The sequence below is a fragment of the Promicromonospora sukumoe 327MFSha3.1 genome, assembly GCF_000385135.1.
Taxonomy (GTDB): domain Bacteria; phylum Actinomycetota; class Actinomycetes; order Actinomycetales; family Cellulomonadaceae; genus Promicromonospora; species Promicromonospora sukumoe_B.
In genome coordinates this window covers 2,075,249-2,095,230 of sequence record NZ_ARQM01000010.1, presented here as the reverse complement: position 1 = coordinate 2,095,230, position 19,982 = coordinate 2,075,249, and the positions used below count along the sequence as shown (strand labels likewise).

16 protein-coding genes are annotated in these 19,982 nt (G+C 74.0%); 8 read left to right on the top strand and 8 right to left on the bottom strand.

Annotated features, from left to right (window positions below):
- Window positions 1–81: 81 nt before the first annotated feature.
- Window positions 82–1,116 (bottom strand): SGNH/GDSL hydrolase family protein, encoded by a 1,035-nt coding sequence (locus H291_RS29965; protein WP_020015463.1) that lies wholly within the window; start codon window positions 1,114–1,116, stop codon window positions 82–84.
- 205 nt (window positions 1,117–1,321) lie between these two features.
- Here H291_RS29965 and H291_RS0113130 point away from each other — a divergent pair, with 205 nt between their 5' ends.
- Window positions 1,322–2,080, top strand: coding sequence for a polysaccharide deacetylase family protein (locus H291_RS0113130; RefSeq protein WP_051109490.1), 759 nt, complete (start codon window positions 1,322–1,324; stop codon window positions 2,078–2,080).
- Here the strand turns inward: H291_RS0113130 and H291_RS0113125 are convergent.
- Window positions 2,043–4,046 carry a S9 family peptidase gene (locus H291_RS0113125; protein ID WP_020015461.1) on the bottom strand — a complete coding sequence of 668 codons (2,004 nt, stop codon included), beginning with the start codon at window positions 4,044–4,046 and terminating at the stop codon, window positions 2,043–2,045. The two genes, H291_RS0113130 and H291_RS0113125, sit on opposite strands and share 38 nt — an antisense overlap.
- An 88-nt stretch (window positions 4,047–4,134) precedes the next feature.
- A complete protein-coding gene (locus H291_RS0113120; protein ID WP_020015460.1) occupies window positions 4,135–4,872 on the bottom strand; it encodes a MerR family transcriptional regulator in 738 nt (245 codons plus the stop codon).
- Window positions 4,873–5,014: 142 nt separating this feature from the next.
- Between H291_RS0113120 and H291_RS0113115 the strand changes: the two genes are divergently transcribed.
- A complete protein-coding gene (locus H291_RS0113115) occupies window positions 5,015–6,880 on the top strand; it encodes a carboxylesterase/lipase family protein (protein WP_020015459.1) in 1,866 nt (621 codons plus the stop codon).
- Here H291_RS0113115 and H291_RS0113110 read toward each other — a convergent pair.
- The 3 genes from H291_RS0113110 to H291_RS0113100 all read right to left on the bottom strand — a co-directional run bounded on the left by H291_RS0113110 (window position 6,859) and on the right by H291_RS0113100 (window position 10,146).
- Window positions 6,859–8,139, bottom strand: a complete 1,281-nt coding sequence (locus H291_RS0113110; protein WP_026365709.1) for an NAD(P)/FAD-dependent oxidoreductase — start codon at window positions 8,137–8,139, stop codon at window positions 6,859–6,861. The two genes, H291_RS0113115 and H291_RS0113110, sit on opposite strands and share 22 nt — an antisense overlap.
- Window positions 8,140–8,245: 106 nt before the next feature.
- Complete coding sequence (locus H291_RS32575; protein WP_020015457.1) at window positions 8,246–9,481, bottom strand: sensor histidine kinase; 1,236 nt, start codon at window positions 9,479–9,481, stop codon at window positions 8,246–8,248.
- Window positions 9,478–10,146: a response regulator transcription factor gene (locus tag H291_RS0113100; RefSeq protein WP_020015456.1), complete on the bottom strand. Its 669-nt coding sequence runs from the start codon at window positions 10,144–10,146 to the stop codon at window positions 9,478–9,480. Before H291_RS0113100 ends, H291_RS32575 begins: the two co-directional genes overlap by 4 nt.
- 332 nt (window positions 10,147–10,478) lie before the next feature.
- Between H291_RS0113100 and H291_RS0113095 the strand changes: the two genes are divergently transcribed.
- Complete coding sequence (locus H291_RS0113095) at window positions 10,479–11,972, top strand: SulP family inorganic anion transporter (protein WP_020015455.1); 1,494 nt, start codon at window positions 10,479–10,481, stop codon at window positions 11,970–11,972.
- A 28-nt stretch (window positions 11,973–12,000) separates the two neighbouring features.
- On the opposite strand, the gene H291_RS0113090 is transcribed toward H291_RS0113095, so the two are convergent.
- Together H291_RS0113090 and H291_RS29955 are read right to left on the bottom strand one after the other, a co-directional pair.
- Entirely contained in the window at window positions 12,001–12,450 is a 450-nt protein-coding gene (locus tag H291_RS0113090) for a DUF7144 family membrane protein (protein ID WP_026365708.1), read from the bottom strand.
- Window positions 12,451–12,609: 159 nt separating this feature from the next.
- Window positions 12,610–13,563, bottom strand: coding sequence for an alpha/beta hydrolase family protein (locus H291_RS29955; RefSeq protein ID WP_020015453.1), 954 nt, complete (start codon window positions 13,561–13,563; stop codon window positions 12,610–12,612).
- Between the two features lie 111 nt (window positions 13,564–13,674).
- On the opposite strand from H291_RS29955, the gene H291_RS0113080 reads away from it, so the two are divergent.
- From H291_RS0113080 to H291_RS0113060, 5 genes are all read left to right on the top strand, one after another.
- Window positions 13,675–14,637 carry a daunorubicin resistance protein DrrA family ABC transporter ATP-binding protein gene (locus H291_RS0113080; RefSeq protein WP_033325951.1) on the top strand — a complete coding sequence of 321 codons (963 nt, stop codon included), beginning with the start codon at window positions 13,675–13,677 and terminating at the stop codon, window positions 14,635–14,637.
- Complete coding sequence (locus H291_RS29950; protein WP_020015451.1) at window positions 14,634–15,461, top strand: ABC transporter permease; 828 nt, start codon at window positions 14,634–14,636, stop codon at window positions 15,459–15,461. Before H291_RS0113080 ends, H291_RS29950 begins: the two co-directional genes overlap by 4 nt.
- A gap of 124 nt (window positions 15,462–15,585) precedes the next feature.
- The gene (locus tag H291_RS0113070; RefSeq protein ID WP_020015450.1) at window positions 15,586–17,925 is read left to right on the top strand and encodes a hypothetical protein; all 2,340 of its coding nucleotides are present in this window, start codon (window positions 15,586–15,588) and stop codon (window positions 17,923–17,925) included.
- Between the two features lie 7 nt (window positions 17,926–17,932).
- A complete protein-coding gene (locus H291_RS0113065) occupies window positions 17,933–18,658 on the top strand; it encodes a hypothetical protein (protein WP_020015449.1) in 726 nt (241 codons plus the stop codon).
- Window positions 18,659–18,763: 105 nt separating this feature from the next.
- Window positions 18,764–19,936 carry an AI-2E family transporter gene (locus H291_RS0113060; protein ID WP_157236846.1) on the top strand — a complete coding sequence of 391 codons (1,173 nt, stop codon included), beginning with the start codon at window positions 18,764–18,766 and terminating at the stop codon, window positions 19,934–19,936.
- Window positions 19,937–19,982 lie beyond the last annotated feature (46 nt).

Sequence of the window (19,982 nt, the reverse complement as noted above, 5' to 3'; positions counted from 1 at the left end):
CACGTCGACGGACGTGGCACGCGGCCCCCGGGCCGGTGGCTCGGTTCAGCGGCTCAGCTCAGTGGGCTCGGTTCAGTGGGCTCAGCCTCGGTGGGACCGGTCCGACGACTGCGTCCGGGCCCACCAGGCGTCGAAGTCGACGTCGCGCTCCTTCGCCAGCTCCTCGAGGCGGGCCTTGGTCGGGGGCTGGAAGAGCTTCGGCTCGATCCTGCGGTCGGCGGCCGCGTACTTCTGCTGGAGCTCGGCCTGCTCCGCCGCGTCGTCTTCCGCCTTCGCCACCACCGTGCTGGTCGCCGCGACGCTCGCGCCGGTCAGCACGCCGCTGACCAGCGGCAGGTAGCCGTTGGCGTGGCCGAGCCGGTTCGGGTGGTAGGACTCCTGGACGGGGTTGGAGAAGCCGTTGATCCACTCCGTCGAGTCGCACACGGCGTGGCCGGTGAACCGGCTGACCGGGTTGACGAAGGTGAACCCCCGGGCGGAGGCGGCCGCCTGGGTGACCGAGTTGATGTGCACGACGGCGTCGTTCAGCGCGGCCTCGTCCTCCGGGCTGAAGAAGGTGGCCACGTTGCAGTCCTCGCCCATGAAGATCTTCGGGTAGCCGACGACGACCACCTTCGCGCCCGGCGCCCTCGTCCGGATGGCGGCGTAGAGCGTGCTGAGCCGGCCCGGGAGCGTGCCGGAGATGAACGAGCGCGCGGCACCGACCGCGCCGGCGCAGTCGCTGGCCCACGCCGGCAGGGCGCACTCGGTCAGCACGTCGGCGAACCCGGCGTCGTTGCCGCCCACCGAGATCGTGACGTACCGCGTGCCCGTGCCCAGCGCGCTGAGCTGGGTGCTCGTCACGTCGGACACGACGGCTCCGGAGCAGGCCCGGAAGTTGAGGCTGTAGCCCTTGGCCGCCGCGGTCAGGCTGGCGTAGGCGTAGGTGGAGCGCAGGCACTCGGTGCCGTCGGCGATGTAGGACCGGGTTCCGGTACCCCAGGAGTAGGAGTCGCCGAGGGCGACGTAGGACTCCCCGGCGGCGTACGACGGTTCGGCCGGCGTCGTCACGAGCCCGACGGTGGCGAGGGTGGTGGCCGCGAAGGTGGCGACGATGCTCAACAGGCGTTGCTTCATGTGGGCAGCTCCCTGAAGGTGGGTCGGGGCACTCCAGTTGTGACCCGATCGCTACCTTTATAGGAGATTTCACCCATGCAGACAATGTCTGGCAAATGAATACTGCAAGATTGCGTCAGGTGTGCGCTGGCCGGCGCGCACGCGGTCGCCCCCTGCCCCAGGACTTTCGTCGTCGCCGCAGGTCAGGTCCCCTATGGTCGGCGCCATGCACGCACGACCCGCAGCACGACCCGCATCGCGACCCGCCCTCAGGTGGGCGCTCGGCGGAGCGGTGGTGATCGTCCTGCTCGCCGTGTCCGCCCTGGGCCTGGACCGGCTGGTCAACGCCAGGGGCTTCCAGCTCTACGGCGGCATCACCCCGCGCGTCGAGACCTCGGCCAAGGTGGTCGCGCTGACGTTCGACGACGGCCCGGATCCCGCGGGGGCGGGGCCGCTGCTCGACACGCTCGCCGAGGCCGGCGTCCCCGCCACCTTCTACCTGACCGGCCGCGAGCTGGCGCAGCACCCGGAGCTCGGGGCGCGGATCGCCGCCGACGGGCACGAGATCGGCAACCACACCTACTCCCACGAGCGGATGGTGCTGGTGTCGCCCGACTTCGTCGCGCGCGAGATCGAGGACACGGACGCGCTGATCCGGGCGACCGGCTACGCGGGCGAGATCACCTTCCGCCCGCCCAACGGGAAGAAGCTGCTGGCCCTGCCCCGGTATCTCGCGGAGCACGAGCGGCGCACGATCACGTGGGACGTCGAGCCCGACTCCTACCCCGACGTCGCGGCCAGCCCGGCGCGGATCGTGGACCACGCCGACGAGCACGTCCGCCCCGGCTCGATCATCCTGCTGCACGCGATGTACCCGAGCCGCGAGCAGAGCCTCCGGGCGGTGGGACCGCTGATCGAACGGCTCCGCGACCGCGGCTACGAGTTCGTCACCGTGTCGGAGCTGCTGGCCCACGAGGGACGGTAGGCCCCGGCCTGCCGCCCACGTGCCGGGCGAGGAAGAGCTCGAGCGTGCGGTACAGCTCGATGTTGCTGTCCGGGTTGATGAACCAGTGGCCCTCGGTCTCGTTGAGCAGGTACTCGACCTCGGCGCCGCGGGCACGTAGCGCCTCGGCCACGCGGTCGGAGTGCCGGCGGGGGACGCGGACGTCGTTGGCGCCGTGGACCAGCAGCACCGGGGCGGTGATGTCGTCGACCCGGCTGATCGGTGACCGGGCGAGCATGTCGGCCCGCTGGTCCGGGTCCTCCGGGTCGCCGATGTACCGCAGGAAGCTGTTCTCGATGCTGCGCCGGGCGAACGGCACCACCGACTCGACGAGGTCGACCAGGTCGGACATGCCGGTGTAGCTGACGGCGGCGGTGAACCGGCCGGGCGTGAAGGCCGCGCCCACCAGCGCCGCGTAGCCGCCGTAGGAGCTGCCGTAGATCGCCACCCGGTCGGGATCGGCCCAGCCCTGCTCGACCGCCTGGTCGAGTGCGTCGATCAGGTCGTCGTGCATGCGGCCCGCGAACTGGCCGATCGCGGCCTGGGTGTGGGCCTTGCCGTAGCCGGTGGAGCCGCGGAAGTTGACCTGCAGCACCGCGTAGCCGCGGTTGGCGAGGAGCTGGACCTCGGGGTCGAAGGTCCAGCTGTCGCGGTACCACGGCCCGCCGTGGACCAGCACCACGGTCGGCAGCCGGTGCGGCTCCACGCCGACCGGCAGCGTGACGTGGCAGGGCAGGTCGAGCCCGTCGCGGGCAGTCATGGTGACGGGCGTGACCGGGGCGAGCGTGGCTGGGTCGAGGTGCGGGAACGGGCGGAACAGCCGGCGCGACTGACCGGTGGCGTGGTCGTAGAACCAGGTGACGCCAGGGTCCCGGTCGTGCGTGAAGTCCACCACCCACCGCTGCGCCGTGGTGTCGCAGGACACGTGGGCCAGGTCGCCGTCGGACAGCTCGGTCAGCCGGGGGAGGACCTCGGCGAAGTGCTCGTCGAGGGCGTGGATCTCCTGCCGCTCCCCGAGGTAGCGGACGCCCAGCAGGTCCCCGGTGCCGGGGTGCAGGATCAGCGAGGACGGGAAGCGCGGGTCGGCCTCCGGGCGGGGCGTGTCCAGGTCGAACGTTGGGTGGCTGTCCACCCCGGCCTGCTCGCCCGTGTCCAGGTCGATCCGGACCAGGCGGGTACGGTCCGACCCGCGCGAGGAGCCGGTCCACAACCCGGCGCCGTCCGGGGTTGGCACGGCGGGCTGGAGCCCGAACGGGTGGTCGGTGCCGGAGAACCGCGCGATCGGCCGCCGCTCGCCCCGGTCCCACCGCGAGAGCACGTGGTCGCCGCCCTCCTCCATGGTGTGGGCCAGCAGCCGGTCGGCCGTGTGCAGCCAGCTCACGACGTCGCCCGGGTTCTCCGCGACGGCGGTCAGCTCGGCGGTCGCGAGGTCGAGCTCGAAGACGTCGGCCAGGTCGGGGCGGCGCAGGTTGAGCTGGACGACGGCGGTGCGCGGCCGCTGCGGCGAGAGGTGCGCCTGGAGCAGGCGCACGCCCGGGAACGGCGTCAGGTCCACGGCGGGCTCGGCGGGACGGGCGGGGTCCGCGCGGTGCAGGTGCCAGTTCTCGTCGCCGTCGGTGTCCTGCAGGAACAGCACGTAGCGCCCGTCGGCGGACCAGAAGAAGCTGTCGATGTTCCGCCGGGGGTCGGCGGTGACCCGGCGGGCGCCGGCCGGGTCGTTCCCGGCCCCGGCCCCGGCCCCGTCTCCGTCCCGGTCCTCGTCGTCGGGTGTCGCCCAGTCGGAGTCCACGCGGCGGACGAAGACGTTGAGCCGGTCGCGCCACGGCGCAAGGTAGGCGACCTGGGTGCCGTCCGGGGACAGCACGGCGCGGCTCCGGGTGGGCGGGCCGAAGAAGTTTTCGACGGCGATGAGGTCCGGCGGGGTGGTCGGCTCCGGCAGGGTGGTCATGGCAGGTCCTCGCTCTCGGTGGGTGGGTCACCCCCGAGTCCAGACCCCGACGCCGCGTCGGACTCAACACGTGGCCGAGTGACCCGGGTCACACCTTGCCGAGCCGTGCCAGCCGCCGCTGGACCCGGCGCAGCACGTCGCGCTGCACAGGGCGGAGCGTGCGCTCGGCCAGCTCGTCCAGCAGGGCCGCGGCCCGCGCGTCCACCGGGGGCAGGCCGGTCAGCCGCGCCAGTGCCGGCCCGAGGTGCGCCACGAGCTCACCGGCGAGCGCCGCGACGTCGTCGTCCGGGGCGTCGTCGGGAAAGGCGTAGAAGCGGGCCGTCAGGGCCGCGGACACGGCCGGCTCCTGGTCCGCGTCGCCGAGCAGTGCGGCCAGCCCCGCGGCGTCGCCCCCGCCGATCAGGTGGCCGGCCAGGACGAGCTGCTCGTGCTCGTAGCGGGCCATGCCCGCCGACAGCCCGGCCGCGGGGGAGCGCAGCGCCGAGAGCTCGGGCGGGAGGTCGGGCGGTGCGCCGCTGCGGCGCAGCGCCGCGATGTCGGCCCGGCGGGCGTTCAGGCGCTCGATGTCGGCGGCGGCCCGGCGGTCCAGCTCGTCGAGCAGCTCGTCGGCCGCCGCCGGGTCGTCCAGCACCTCCGGGAGCGCGGACAGGGGGAGGCCGAGCGCCGTCATCCGGGTGATGCGCAGGAGCCGGACCAGATGGCCGACGTCGTAGTGCCGGTAGCCCCCGGAGGTACGCGGGGGCTCGGGCAGCAGCCCGACCTGGTGGTAGTGGCGCAGCGTCCGGACCGTGACGCCCGCCAGCTCGGCGAGCTCGCTGCTGAGCACGGTCTGCCTCCCCCTGTCCGCGGCCGAGCGGAATACCCGCGGTCGCGCTGTGCTTGTCCGTGGCGACAATCCTCCCAGGTGACGATCCTCCCGGCTGACGATCCTCGCCAGCGACGACGACTGCACGACGAAGGAACACCGCGTGGCGACCACCGAGCAGGCGACACCTCGCACGACCCGATCTGGTGCCTCAGGGCGCTCGGCCTGGTTCTGGGCGCCGTTCGCGCTCCTGGGCGTGGCGGCGCTGGTGCTCGGCTGGCTCAACGGGACCCTGTGGTGGGGCTGGGCCCTGGTTGTGGCGCTCCTGCTGGTCGTGGTGCTGACCGCCCCGTGGTGGCTGCGGCGCGGAGCACTGCTCCGGGCGGGGGCGTGGCTGGTGGCCGCCGCGCTCGTGTGCGGCACGGCCGTGCTCGCCCATCCGGGCCCGCAGGTCCGGGTGGCCGGGGGCGCGGACCGTGCGGCCACGGCGCCGGTCGAGACCAGGGAGGGCCCGGTGACGGGCGTGCGCAACGACGCCGGCACGGTCGAGATCTTCGCCGGCGTGCCGTACGCGCAGCCCCCGGTCGGGGAGCTGCGCTGGCAGGCGCCCCGGCCGCCCGAGCCGCGTTCGGAGGTGCTGGTCGCCGACCGCTTCTCGGCCGTGCCGGTCCAGGGCACCACGACGTTCACCACCCGGGCCCTGACCAAGGTCGTCGACATCCCGCTGGAGGAGACGTTCCTCAACCCCTTCCCGGTCAGCGAGGACAGCCTCTACCTCAACGTCTGGCGTCCCACGGGGGCGTCCGCCGACCTGCCCGTGCTCGTCCACGTGCCCGGCGGCGGCTTCGCCACCGGCTCGGGAGCCCTGCCCCTGTACGACGGCGAGGCGCTCGCCGCGAGCGGCGAGGCGATCGTGGTCACGATCAACTACCGGCTCGGGGTCCTGGGCTTCCTTTCGCACCCGGACCTGGCGGCGGAGTCGGCGTACGGCGCGTCGGGCAACTACGGGATCCTGGACCAGATCGCCGCCCTGGACTGGGTGCGCCAGAACGTCGCCGCGTTCGGCGGTGACCCCGACCGGGTGACCGTCGCGGGCGAGTCCGCGGGCGGCGAGAGCGTCTGCATCCTGGGGGCGACACCCCTGGCCGAGGGCCTCGTCGACGGCATCATCGGCAGCAGCGGGGCCTGCATGGGCACGGAGGGGAACACCGAGGACGGCGACCAGAGCGACTCGCGGGCCGTCGCGGAGGACGCGGGCGCGCGGCTGCTCCGGGAGCTCGGCGTCGACACGGTCGACGAGGTGCGCGACCTGCCCGTCGACCGGATCGTCGAGGCGGCCGCCGCCGTCGGCCCGCACTGGCGGCCGTCCGTCGACGGGCACGTGCTCGACCGCAGCCCCGCGGAGATCTACGCCGCGGGTGACCAGCTCGACGTGCCGACGCTGGTGGGCAGCAACGCGGACGAGGACTCCCTGATCCGGGCGTTCCCGCCGGAACCGATGACCCCCGAGGAGTACCGCGCCACGGCGCGGGAGGACCACGGCGCGGACGCCGAGGAGTTCCTCGACCTGTACCCCGGCGAGACCGAGGACCAGGTGCTCGACTCGCAGCTCCAGGCCCAGACCGACCGGGTCTTCACCCGCGCGATGTACCGGTGGGCGCACCTGCAGACGAGCTCCGGGCAGGCGCCCGCGTACCTGTACTTCTTCACGCACACGCCGCCGGACCCGGGCCTCCGGGAGTTCGGGGCGTACCACGGCGCCGAGGTGATGTACGCCTTTGACAACCTGGGCGCGGACGGCGACGCCGACTACGGCCCGGCCGACCACGTGCTGCGCGACCAGCTCAGCGGGTACTGGCTCAACTTCGTCCGCACCGGGGACCCCAACGGCCCGGGCCTGCCCGGCTGGCCCGCGTTCGACCGGTCGGCGGACCGGGTCATGGAGCTCGGCGTCCCCAGCGGCATGACGGCCCGGCCGCGCCCCGAGGCCGTCGACTACTGGATGGGCTACGCGGGCCCGATCGCCTGAAGGACGGCGCGGGCGGCCCGGGTCCCGCTGGCCATCGCGCCCTGGATCGAGGGCGTGTCGCGGTGGTCGCCCGCGACGAAGAGGCCGTCGCCGAGGTCGTCGGGCCGGCGCAGGTCGCCCAGCGGCGGCTGCGCGGCGGGCAGGGCGTCCGGCACGTGCACCGTGCGCACGTGCGCCCACCGGTCGGTGGGCGTGCCGTACAGGCGGGCGAGGCGCCGGCGCAGGGCGGCCTCGTCGACGTCGGCCGCGGCGGCGCCCACCAGCGACGTCGCGACGAGCGCCCGGCCGTCGCGGCTGTACTCCGGCGCGGCGTCGGTCAGGACCACGGAGTTGGCGACCAGCCGGTCGTCGCCGCCCTCCAGCAGCAGGATCGGTCCCGTGCCCGGCGGCTCCGGCGCGGCGTGGTAGACGGTCGTGAGCGGGCGCATCGGCGGCACGGCCAGCGTGGGCAGGAGCCGGCCCGCCGTCCGCGGGTCGGTCGCGACGACCACCGCGCGGGCCCGCAGGCGCCCGCCGGAGTGTTGCACCTGGGCGCCGTCGGACCCGTTCGTGCCGGCCTTGCTCGCGTCGGCCCCGTCGACCCGGTGCACGTCCACGCCGCACATGAGCACGCCGTCCGGCAGCCGGGCGGCGAGCTGCCGCGGGATCGCGGACATGCCCGCGGCCGGCACGCCCACACGCCCGCGCGCGAAGCTGCGCCAGACCAGGTCCACGTACCGGCTGGAGGTCTCCAGCTCGTCCTCGCCCAGCACGCCCGAGAGGAAGGGCCGCAGGAAGCGCTCGATCCCGGCGTCCCCGATGCCGCGCCGCCGCAGGGCCTGCGCTGCGGTGGTCTCGGGCTCGGCGAGCAGCTCGGCGACGGGCCGGTAGCCCGCCCGCGCCGCGTACCGGGCCAGGGCCAGCTTGTCCCGCCAGGGCAGCAGGCCCGACGCGAGGGTGCTCACCAGGCCGCCCGGGTGCCGGCGCGGGTCGACGAGCCGGTGCAGCCGGCCGTCCCGGCGCACCAGCGCGCCCGAGACGAACTGCCGCAGGTCGAGCGCGGTCAGGTCGAGCCGGCGGCGCACCTGGGGGTAGGAGGTGTTGAGCACCTGGAACCCGCGGTCGACGACGAAGCCGTCGACGATCTCGCCGGCGACCCGCCCGCCGGGCTCCGCGGCCCGCTCCAGGAGCCGCACGTCGAGCCCGGCTCGCGTCAGGTCGAGCGCGGCCACCAGACCGGCCAGCCCCGCGCCGACGATCACCACGTCATGGTCGGTCACGAGCGCCTCCCCGGTAGTCCGGCGCACGTGCGCCACGGAACCTGCCCGGTCACGCGGACGGGCAGCGTCACCCCGGCGCAGCCACGGTAGTCCAGACCCGGGCCCCTCACACGCTCGGTGACAGGTGCACGGGCGCCTCCCGGTTCCCGCGCGGGATGCTCGACGCCGGGAACGACAGCGCGAACGTCGCACCGGACCCGGGCGCGCCGTCGATCGTCAGCTCCCCGCCGTGGGCCGTGACGATCTCGCTGACGAGCGAGAGACCCAGTCCCAGCCGCACGCTGCCCGCCTTGTCGTGCGACCCGCGCCGGAACCGCATGGTCAGCTCGCGTGCCCGGGCGGGGTCGAGGCCCTCGCCGTCGTCGATCACGGCCACGGCGATCCCCGCGCCGCGCGGCCGCAGCGAGATCACGATCCGGCCGCCGTCGTCCACGTGGGCCAGGGCGTTGTCGACGAGCGACGACAGCGCGCGGCGCAGGGCGGTGGTGGTGCCCGTGACCACGTAGTCGGTACCCGGCTGGGCGTCGACGAGCAGGTCGACGCCCGCGAGCTGCGCCCGCGTGGCGAACGAGGCCCGGACCTCGCCGGCCACCGCGCCCAGGTCGACCGGCACCCGGGGGAGCGGCCGGTGCTGGATCTCCGCGGCGAGGAGCAGGTCGTCGACCACCTCCGCGGCGATCTTGGCGTCCTGGGTCAGCTGCTCCAGCTCCAGCCGCTGGGCCTCGTCGTGCGCCGGACCGCGTTGCAGGAGCTGGGCCCGGGTGAGCAGGATCGCCAGCGGCGTCCGCAGCTCGTGGCTGACGTCGGAGACGAACCGCCGCTGGGACGCCAGGGCGTCGCCGAGCGACCGGACGGCCCGGCGGCCGAACGCCCAGCCGAGCACCGCCGAGGCGAGGACGCCGAGGGCGCCGGCCGCCAGCGAGAACCGGGTGAGCCGCTCGGTCTCCTCCTGCTGCTCGACGAAGTTCATGATCGCGGTGACGCGGGTGCCGTCGGGCGACTCGCCGACATAGGCGAGGAACGGGTTGCCGCAGACCTCGACCCGGGACTGGCCGTCGGGCAGCCGAGCCGCGGTCTCCCGCACGTGGCGCTCCGGGCAGTTCGTGGGCATGCCGTCCACGACGACGGTGTCGGTGCCGTCCAGGGTCACGTGGTGGCTCCCGGCCTCGGCGACCTTGGCCTGCAGCTTCACCTCGGACGCGTCCCGCCGGGCCTCGAGCCCCACGACGTACACCAGGGCGATCACCGCGGAGACGACGATCCCGACCGCGGCGCCGGTCTGGAGGGCGACGGCGAGGGACGCCTTGCGCAGCAGCCGGCGGTCGCTGATCGCAGCGCTCACGTGGCGCCGAGCTGGTAGCCGAGGCCGCGCACCGTGCGGATCATGCCGGCGCCGAGCTTGCGCCTCAGGTAGTAGACGTAGGTGTCGACGGCGTTCGGGCTGTCCGCGTTCTGGAAGATGCGCCGGTGCAGCTCCTCGCGGCTGCGCACGCGGCCCGGGTTGGCGGCGATGATCCGCAGCAGCGCGCACTCCTGGGCGGACAGCTCGACGGGATCGGCGTCGGGGGAGAGCACCCGCCGTGACGCGACGTCGAGGCGCCGTCCCCCGAGGTCGATCACGGGGGAGGTGTCGGTGTGCCGGCGCAGGAGCGCCCGCAGGCGCGCCAGCAGCTCGTCGCTGTCGAACGGCTTGACGACGTAGTCCTCCGCGCCGGCGTCGAGGCCCTCCACCCGGTCCTCGGTGGTGCCGCGGGCGGTGAGCAGCATCGTCGGCGTCGTGATGCCCCGCGAGCGCAGCCGGCGGACCAGGTCGACGCCCTCCATGGCGGGCAGCGTGCGGTCGATGACGAGCGCGTCCCACCGGCCCGTCAGCCCGTGGTGCAGCCCGGCCTGGCCGTCGTAGACGGGGACCACGTCGTAGCCCTCCGCGGTGAGCAGTCGGACGAGCAGCTGCGAGAGGCGCCTGTCGTCCTCGACCAGCAGGAGACGGCGGGCGTCGAGGTCCATGCGCCCGATTGTTTCACCCGCCCTCTGAGGTTGCTCTGAGATTCAGTCCCAAGACTTGGTCTCAGCAGGGACACGCCGAATCACGGCCTCGATCCGTACCGGGGCTCGTACCGGGTCACCACATGCACCTCACCTACCCGACGTTCCGCACTTTCGTCGACGACCGATGCGCTCAGGGGGCGCACCAGGGGGTATCTGATGCAGCATCTACTCGTTCATGCCGGTTCCTTCGCTGACCAGGCTCGTTTCTTCCGGGAACGGGCTCTCGGGGCTCGTGCTCGCCGGGCTCGAGCTCTCAAGGCCCGTCCCTCCGCCGGCAAGGGCGCGCCGCTGTGAGCGCGCCCGGGAGTGCGGCGGCCGCCCCGCCGTCGTCGCGCCGCCGGACGTTCCTGGCGGACCTGACCGCCTCGTTCGTCGTCTTCCTCGTCGCCGTCCCGCTGTGCGTGGGGGTGGCCGTCGCCTCCGGCGTCCCGGCGGAGCTGGGCCTGGTCACGGGCATCGTCGGCGGGCTGGTGACCGGGTTCCTCCCGGGGAGCAGCCTGCAGGTCAGCGGTCCGGCCGCCGGCCTGACGGTGCTGGTCTACCAGGCCGTGCAGCAGTTCGGCCTCCCGGTGCTCGGGGTGCTGGTGCTCGCCACCGGGCTGCTCCAGCTGCTGATGGGCGCGCTCCGGGTGGGCCGCTGGTTCCGCGCCATCTCCGTCTCGGTCGTCGAGGGGATGCTCGCCGGCATCGGCCTGGTGCTGATCGCCGGCCAGCTCTACTCGATGGCGGGGCTGGGCGCGCCCGCCACGAGCCTCGCGAAGATCGCCGGCCTGCCCGGCATGCTGGTCGACGTCGTCCGCTCGCCCGCCGCGCTCACGTCCTTCGCGCTCGGGCTGGGCACGATCGCCGTGCTCGTCCTGTGGGCGCGGATGCCACGCCGGCTGCGGGTAGTCCCCGCACCCCTGGTGGCCGTCGGCCTGGCGATCGTGGCGGGCGCGTTCCTCGAGCCGTCGGTGGCGATGGTCGAGGTGCAGGGCCTGCTCGACTCGATCCAGCCGCCCGGGCCCGAGGACTTCCGCCGGCTCGCCGAGCTCGGGGTGCTCGGCACGATCCTCGCCTTCACGCTGATCGCGTCGGCCGAGAGCCTGTTCAGCGCGGCCGCCGTCGACCGGCTGCACGACGGGCCGCGCACCCGCTACAACCAGGAGCTGATGGCGCAGGGCGCGGGCAACGCGGTGTGCGGTGTGCTCGGCGCCCTGCCGCTGACCGCCGTCATCGTCCGCAGCGCGGCCAACGTCCAGGCGGGGGCGCGGACCAAGGCGTCCCGCGTGCTGCACGGGGTGTGGCTGCTGCTCTTCGCGGCCCTGGTGCCGGCGGCACTCGGTCTCATCCCGGTGGCGGCGTTGGCCGGCGTGCTGGTGCACGCGGGCTTCAAGCTCATCCCGCTGGCGGAGATCCGGCGGCTGTGGCGGGAGCACCGGGGCGAGGCCCTCGTCCTGACGGCGACCGCGCTGGCGATCGTCTCGGTGGGCATGTTCGAGGGCGTGCTGGTCGGGCTGGCGCTCTCGGTGGTCAAGACCGCCTGGGACACCTCGCGCGTGCACCTGGACGTGACCGACCCGGGCACCGGCCCGCTCACCGTGCGCCTGAGCGGCAGCGCGACGTTCCTGCGGCTGCCCAAGCTGCTCGACCAGCTGGAGGCGCTCCCGCAGGACCGCCCCGTCGAGGTGGACCTGGCGGACCTGCACCACCTCGACCACGCCTGCCGTGCCTCCCTGGAGAACTGGGCGGCCCGGCACAGCGCGGAGACCGTGGAGCCGGTGCGGTTCGCGCAGCGGCTCTGAGAGGACCTCGGTCGGCGGTATGTGGTCGTCACGCCTCGGCACGCCGCGAGAAGCGGGTGCTCAGCGCCCAGATCACCAGGAGGTAGAAGGCGATGATGATCAGGCTCCAGATCGGGTAGTACGGGATGAACGCGAAGTTCGCCAGGCACGCCAGGCCGGCGAGCACGATCCCGGTGACGAACGCCCAGGTCTGGCGGCCCAGCACCCCGATCCCCGCGATCAGGGCGAGCACACCCAGGGCGATGTGGATCCAGCCCCAGGTCGTCACGTCGAAGGCGTAGACGTAGTCCACGCCCGTCACGTACACCGTGTCCTGGGCCACGGCGGAGATCCCCTGCAGGATCTGGAACAGGGACACCACGATGAGCATGGCGCCCCCGAAGCCCGCGGGGCTGGGGGCGTCAGGTGGAGGGCCGTAGTAGGCGACCGGGGTCATCCCGGGGTAGGGGTCGGGCCCGGAGGATTGTGCGCTGGTCATGTTCGCTCCTTGTCGGGCAGGAACGACGAGGTCAGTCCTCGCCGAAGACCGCGCGGAGCGCGCGGTCTCCCGTTCCCTCCTCACTCCAGTGCGCCGGTGGGCTCGTGCCCTCACCCGTTCCCGGTGAATCGCCCGGCTCGGGTGGCCGCGGCACGAGCACTACCGCCCGACGACGCCCTGCTTCGCCTGCGCGACCGCGAACTCGACCACGACCTCCGGGAATCCGGGCACGAACGCCCCTGGTCCCGCCCCGTCGTCCACCGCGCCCGGTGCCGCCATCCGGTGGTTCCCGCCCGCCAGCACTTCCGTGCTCAGCAGCCCGGCCGCTACCTCGCGCCGCAGCACCTCGACGCTCGCGACCGACGGCGTCACCGGGTCGTCGCCCCCGAACGCGGCCAGCAGCGGCACGGACAGCGAGCGCAGCGCCGGCAGCGGGTCGTAGGCACCGACCAGGACGAGGTGCGTCCATTCCTCCGCGGTGATGCCGGTGCTGATGCCCCAGACCCCGGCCAGTCCCTCGGCCTCGGCGGGGTAGGCCGACAGGAGCTCGGTCAGGTCGGCGTGGGGCGCCCCGTCCCGCATCAGGTCGAGCACCTGGTCGGCGGCCGCCACCGCGCTCGCTCGGTCGGCCTCCGGCAGGGCGCGGACGGCGTTGCGCACTGAGTACCGCTCCTGCTCGATCACGCTGACGGCGGGACCTGAGCTGGTCACCGCGAACCTCGGCCCGGGCAGTGTCGCTGAACCGAGACCCGCGCGGCGGCACGCCTCCAGCACGACCCAGCCGCCCTGGCTGTGCCCGAAGACACCCGCGGGCACCCCGGGCACCCGATCCACGGCGGCCGCCAGCCCGGCCAGCAGGTCGTCGGCCTGGTCCTCGATCCCGGCCGCCAGCCACGAACCGGTCGACCCGCCGACGCCGCGCTTGTCGAACGCCGCGACGGCGACCCCCGCGGCGAGCAGCGCGTTCCGGATCGGCGGGAAGTACACGTCGTTGTGCCGGTCGGACGGCCCGGACCCGGGGTGCATGACCAGCAGGGCGGTGGGGGCGTCGTCGGGCAGCCACAGGGTCCCGGAGAGCGTGACGGAACCCGAGGACGCGACGATCTCCACCATCCCGGCATCCTGACAGGACCGCCGGGCGGGTACAACGAAGACAGGCGGCCTCGCGCTCCGCGCGCTCCCCGTGCCCCGGCCTGCCACAGTGGTGTCACGGGAGGGACGGGCATGCCAGAGCAGGCAGTCGTGGCCCGCGGCATCGAGCGGCACTTCGGTGACAAGCGGGCGGTGGCCGGCGTCGACCTGAGCGTCGAGGCGGGTGAGGTCTACGGGTTCCTGGGGCCCAACGGCGCCGGGAAGTCGACGCTGACCCGGGTGCTCTGCACGCTCCTGGCGCCCACCCGGGGCACGGCCAAGGTCGCGGGGCACGACGTGGTCGACGACGCCACCGCCGTCCGGCTGCGCATCGGGGTGGCGCTGCAGGAGGCGGCGCTCGACGACAAGCAGACCGGCCTGGAGCTGCTGCGCCTGCAGGGCCGGTTCTACGGGCTGACCGCGCGGGAGACGGCGCAGCGGGTCGCGGAGCTGCGCGAGCTCATCGACATCGGCGACGCCCTCGACGACCGCGTGGCGACCTACTCCGGGGGCATGAAGCGCCGCCTCGACGTCGCGCTCGCGCTGGTGCACAACCCGCAGGTCCTCTTCCTCGACGAACCCACCACCGGGCTCGACCCGCTCAGCCGCGCGGCCGTCTGGGCGGAGATCCGGCGGCTCAACCGCGACCTCGGCATGACCGTCTTCCTGACCACCCAGTACCTCGAGGAGGCCGACGCCCTCGCCGGCCGCGTCGGGATCATCAACCACGGCCTGATCGTCGCCGAGGGCACCCCCGAGGATCTCAAGCGCACCATCGGGACCGACGTCGTCGTCGTGGAGGTCGCGGACCGGCCCGACGCGGCGCGCACCGCGCTGGCCGGCCTCGGCGGCATCCGGAGCATCGACGTCGAGGCCCACCGGCTCATGGTCTCCGTCGAGGACGGCGCCCGGGCCATCAGCCCGGTGGCGCTCGCGCTCGACCGCTCGGGCATCGGGGTCCGCGAGCTCGCCCTGCGCCGCCCGACGCTCGACGACGTCTTCTTCCGGGTCACGGGCGAGCGGATCCTGGACGACGAGGAGAAGGGCCGGCCATGACCACGGACCGGAGCACCGGCCGGAGCACGCAGGACGTCCGGCAGCAGACCGTCAAGGGCCGCCCCGCCGGCTTCTGGCACGACCTCGCCTCCGTCGCGATCCGCGCCCTGCGGCAGATCCCCCGGGAGCCGGAGGCGATCATCCCCGCGCTCGTCATCCCGGTCTTCTTCTTCGTCGTCAACGTCGGGGCGCTGTCCGACGTCGCCACGGTGGCCGGGATCGACGACTTCAAGGCGTTCCAGATCCCGGTCGCGATCGTGTTCGCGGTCACCGGCGTCTCGCGGGCCAGCGCGCTGGTCACGGACATCACCGGCGGCTACTTCGACCGGCTCCTGCTCGCGCCGATGCACCGCACCTCGCTGCTGCTGGGGCTGATGGTGGCCGACCTCGTGCTGGTCATCGCCCTGTCGGTGCCCGTGCTGGCGCTCGGCTTCGCCCTCGGGGTGCGGTTCGCCACGGGGGTGGCCGGCGTCGTCGCCTTCCTGCTGCTGGCCGGGTTCTGGGGTCTCGCCTTCACCGGGTTCCCGTACGCCATCGCGCTCCGCACCGGGAATCCTGCCGCCGTCAGCTCCAGCTTCCTGCTGTTCTTCCCGTTCGCGTTCCTGACCACGTCCTTCCTCCCGCTGGACGCCCTGACCGGGTGGCTCGCCACCATCGCGGTCTACAACCCCGTCACCTACCTGCTCGCGGCCCTGCGGTCCCTGATCATGGACGGCTGGGACGGCACCGCCCTCTGGCAGGGCGCCGCCTCGATCGCCGCGGTCGCGCTGGTCAGCTTCACCGTCGCCTTCCGGGCGCTGGCGGGGCGGACGTCGCGCAGCTGAGCGGGGCGGCGTGGTCCCCGGGAGCTCACCCGGGTGATTGCCGCCGCCGGGACGATCAGCACCGTCCGTCGGCCCCTCTCCTCCTGTAGCGGCCGCGTCCGCGGTCGGGAAGAGGGCAGAACCCATGGACAACGACTGCGGCTGCGGCAACGACGCCCGGGCCGCGCACGACTCGCACCACTCGCATCACGCCGGGCACCACAGCGCGCCCCTCGAGTTCGACGCCGGCGGCCAGCTCGTCGTCGGCCCCGTCATCCGGCCGGAGCTGCTCACCCGGCCGTGCCCCATCGGAACCCTGGACGGTTCGTGGCTGCTCGAGCTGGAGCGCCGCACCGTGTTCGGCCCCGAGGTGCGCGGTGCGATGCGCATCGAGGTCGGGACCTCGTCGCTGCGCGTCTCGGGCGACATGTACTCCCGCCGGGTCTTCCCGCCGGTCCTCGAACCGCGCCTGCCGATCCCGAGCCCGTTCCCGGTCCCCGACCCAGGGCCCCTCGCCGGCGGCGTCCCGGGCGGCGTCGCCGGCGGCACGCCGGGCGGTGACACCGGCGACACCGGTGGCGCGGACACCCAGGGGATCGACCCCGGGATCCTGGGCGAGATCCCGTCGCTGAGCTTCCGCTGGTACCCGGCCTTCCCCGCCTCGGAGTACTCCTGGTACTTCCGCTCGAACGGCTCCACCTACTCCGGCGGCACGCTGACCGTGCAGATCGTCCGGCACCTGTGGAACCGCACCACCCAGGAGTTCGTCTCGACCGACACGGGCACGCTCACCCTGAGCTGCCGGCGACCGCTGGTCGTCACGACGGCGTCCCGGTTCCTCGGCCCGTCCGACCGCATGACGGGCACGCTGTCGATCGGCGGCAGCGTCACCGACGTCACCGCGCGCAAGACGTCGCCGATGTACCGCGGCTGCCGCATCGAGGTCGACGCCATGGTCAACCGCGTCTTCCCGGCCTCCGCCACCATCGGCTCCGGCGCGACCGCCACGGTGCGCTCGGTCTACGCGACCGCGGGCTGGGACGTCACGGTCGTGACGGACGAGATCAACGTGCCGAACGACAACGACCTCACCAACGCCGAGCTCGCCACCCTCATGACGGGCCACCGCCAGACCGTCCCCGGCGAGGGCTGGCGGCTGTGGCTGTTCGTCGGCTCCTCGCAGGGCGGCCTGTTCGGGATCATGTTCGACGACGACACCGTGCCGCGCGAGGGCGCCGCCGGGTTCGCCGACGTGCAGCTCGGCAACGACGCCTTCATCGCGGCGTCGGCCCGCGGCCGCCCGCTCGACGAGGTGCCCGCCGCGTTCCTGCGCACGCTCGTGCACGAGGCCGGCCACGCGTTCAACCTGTGGCACCCCAAGCACGACGTCCACAACCCGGGCATCGGCATCGAGATCATGAACCAGACCGGCGACGTCATGGGCTTCGCCACCGCGGCCAACCCCTACCCGAACAACGCCGCGTTCGTGTTCTCGGACCACGACCGCACCTCACTGATCCACTCGCCCGACCCGCAGGTGCGGCCCGGCTGGAAGAACTTCGGCTGGGGACACGGCAACCTGTCGGCCGGGCTGCCCGCACCGGTCGACGTCGCCGGGCTCGGCGGCGACACGGGCGACGACGGGCTCGAGCTCACGGTCACCATGCCCGCGCAGGCGTACGTGGGGGAGTACGTCACCGCCGAGGTCGCCCTGACCAACGTCTCCGACCAGCCGCGCACCGTCACCACGCTGATCAACCTGTCCGAGGGCGACCTCGTGTTCCTCCACACGCCGCCCGACCGCACGGTGCAGCACCTGGTCGACGTCGCCGTCGGCTGCGGCCCGCGCCCCACCGTCGTGCTGCAGCCGGGGGAGTCGGTGCGCAACCATGTCCAGGTGTTCTTCACCAACCAGGGCGTCACGTTCACCGAACCCGGCCGCCACACGGTCGCCGCGCAGCTCGAGGTGGACCCGCTGACCACCGTGCGCTCCGCGTCCGTCACGGTCGACGTCCGCGGCCCGGCCTCCGCCGCCGAGGTCGACATCAGCGCCAAGACACTCACCCCCGGCGTCGGGCGGGCCATGGCCCTGGGCGACTTCGCCACGGACGAATCCGCCCGGGCCGTCCTCACCGAGCTCGCCGAGCAGCACAGCGACACCGACACCGGCGCGGCCGGGGCCCTCGTCCTCGCGAACGCGCTCACCCGCCCGTTCACCGACGTCCGCGCCCAGGACGTCCGGGCCGCGGCCCCCGACGACGCCGCTCGCTTCCTCGACCTGGCCCTCACGGGCCGCTCGGCCGAACGCGCGGCGGCGCTCGCGGTCACCGTGGCGAGCCCGACCGAGCGGAACGCCCCGGTCGTGGCCGACACGATCGCGGCGCTCAAGTCGCGTGCGAAGGGCGGCGCCCGCACGGCCGCGGGGAAGGACTTCGCGGCCGCGCAGCGCGTCGCGGCGGACTTCGTCGAGCCGCAGGCGCGATGAGGGCGCGATGAGCACGCACGAGACAGCGGGCGGGCTGGAGCTGCGGCTCCGGCCCGCCGCTGCCGCCCTGCCGCTCGACCGCATCGCGTTCGCCGACGTCGAGCTGGTCGCCACCGGCAGCCCGGCCACCGTCAGCGCCCGGCTGAACCTCGTCGAGGGCGACCTCGAGATCCTGGTCGCGGCTGCCGGGGGCACGCCCGTGCCCGCGACGTGGCCGTGGCCCGCCGACTCGGCGCCGAGGTCCGTCGACCTGCCCGCGGGCGGGCGCCTGGTCGCCTCGGTGCCGCTGCTGACGTCGGGGAGCGCACCCCTGTTCCCCGCGCCCGGCAGGTACGAGCTGACGGCGCGGTTCGCGGCGCGGCGGGGCGAGACCGTCGAGTCGCCTCCCGTCGCGCTCGTCCGCACGGCGCCCGACGACGCCGTGCTCGCCGGCCTGCTCGGCGACCGTGACGTGCTGCAGTCCGTGCTCGGCGCCGGCGTGCTGGGCGCAGCGGCCCTGTCGCTGGAGCTGCTGGCCGCCTCGCCCGACGCCGGCACGTCCGCCGCGGCGAACCTCGCCCTGGGCCGCACCGGCGCGCTGGCCGACGCCGCGGGCGACCCGGAGGTGGCGCGCGCCGTCGCCGCCCTGCTCCCGCCGGGCGCCACCGGGCAGGATGACCGGCGCGACGCCGTCGTCGCCCAGGCCGCCCCGCGCGACGTCGCGGCGCTGACCGGGCGGCCGCTCCGGGAGTGACTCTCCGGGAGTGACCGCCCGTCGGGCGGGAGTTGTCGGGAGAAGCGGGCCGCCGCTAGGGTCCGCCCTGGACAATTCGCCCATAACAAAATCGGGAGCAAGGCGATGACGGCACAAGCGCCGACGGTAGCGCCGACGACGGCGGCTGAGCCGCCCACCACCCCGCAGGACCCGGCTCCGGAACAGGCCGTACCCCAGAGCCCGCCCACGACCTTCGGCGCCCCGTGGATCCGCTCCGCGGGCGAGGTGGCCTGGAAGCTGGTCGGGATCGTGGCCGCCGTCGCGGTCGTGTTCTACGTGGTGGGCCTGGTCCAGGTGGTGTTCGTCGCCCTGTTCCTGGCCCTGGTGTTCACCACCGTGCTGCTGCCGCTGGGCGACTTCTACGACCGGGTCATGCCGCGCGGCCTGGCCATGGCGGCGTCGCTGCTGACGGCGGTGCTCGCCGTCGGCGCGCTCGTCACCTACGTGGTCTCGTCCGTGGTGAGCAAGTGGGAGGACCTCGCCACCGAGTTCGCCACCGGCCTGACCGACCTCGCCGAGCTGCTCACCGGCATCCCGATGCTGGCCGGCCTCGGCGGTCCGGACAAGTGGCTGGAGGACGGCGGCGCCTGGCTCCAGGCCCACGCCGGCGACTACGCCGGTACCGCCGCCCAGAGCGCCGGGTCGATCGCGGAGGGCGCGACCGCCGTCGTCCTCGCGATCTTCTGCACCGTGTTCTTCCTGACCCAGGGCGGCCGCATGTGGCGCTGGGCGCTGGACTTCGTGCCCGCCGACCGGCACGACCGCTGGGAGGCCGCGGCCGCCGCGGGCTGGAACTCGTTCTCCGGCTTCACCCGGGGCATGTTCTTCGTCGCGCTGTCCGACGGCATCCTGGCCGGGATCTTCCTGTCCGTCGTCGGCGTGCCGCTCGCCCTGCCCCTGTCGGTCGTGGTGTTCCTCGGCGCGTTCATCCCCATGATCGGCCCCGTCGCCGCCATCGTGATCAGCGTGCTCGTCGCGCTGGCCGCGAAGGGCCCCGTGCTGGCGCTGGTCGTGCTCATCGGCATGGTCGTCGTCGCCCAGATCGACGCCAACGTGCTCCAGCCGCTCATCACCGGCAAGCAGGTCTCGCTGCACCCCGTGGTCATGGCGCTCGTGGTGGCCGCCGGCTCCGTGCTCGGCGGCCTGCTGGGCGCCGTCGTGGCCGTCCCGCTCACCGCGGTGGCCTGGGCCGTCTACTGCACGATGCGCCGGACGGCTCCGGCACCCGGCGCGCCGGCCGTCGATGGGGCAGACTGACTCGGTGCCTGACCCCGCACCACGACCAGCCCCACGGCCCGATGTG

Bases quoted from the DNA above. Each gene is read 5' to 3' on its own strand.
- H291_RS29965 (WP_020015463.1), bottom strand. From the start codon at position 1,116: ATGAAGCAACGCCTGTTGAGCATCGTCGCCACCTTCGCGGCCACCACC.
- H291_RS0113130 (WP_051109490.1), top strand. From the start codon at position 1,322: ATGCACGCACGACCCGCAGCACGACCCGCATCGCGACCCGCCCTCAGG.
- H291_RS0113125 (WP_020015461.1), bottom strand. From the start codon at position 4,046: ATGACCACCCTGCCGGAGCCGACCACCCCGCCGGACCTCATCGCCGTC.
- H291_RS0113100 (WP_020015456.1), bottom strand. From the start codon at position 10,146: ATGGACCTCGACGCCCGCCGTCTCCTGCTGGTCGAGGACGACAGGCGC.
- H291_RS0113090 (WP_026365708.1), bottom strand. From the start codon at position 12,450: ATGACCAGCGCACAATCCTCCGGGCCCGACCCCTACCCCGGGATGACC.
- H291_RS29955 (WP_020015453.1), bottom strand. From the start codon at position 13,563: ATGGTGGAGATCGTCGCGTCCTCGGGTTCCGTCACGCTCTCCGGGACC.
- H291_RS0113080 (WP_033325951.1), top strand. From the start codon at position 13,675: ATGCCAGAGCAGGCAGTCGTGGCCCGCGGCATCGAGCGGCACTTCGGT.
- H291_RS29950 (WP_020015451.1), top strand. From the start codon at position 14,634: ATGACCACGGACCGGAGCACCGGCCGGAGCACGCAGGACGTCCGGCAG.
- H291_RS0113070 (WP_020015450.1), top strand. From the start codon at position 15,586: ATGGACAACGACTGCGGCTGCGGCAACGACGCCCGGGCCGCGCACGAC.
- H291_RS0113065 (WP_020015449.1), top strand. From the start codon at position 17,933: ATGAGCACGCACGAGACAGCGGGCGGGCTGGAGCTGCGGCTCCGGCCC.
- H291_RS0113060 (WP_157236846.1), top strand. From the start codon at position 18,764: ATGACGGCACAAGCGCCGACGGTAGCGCCGACGACGGCGGCTGAGCCG.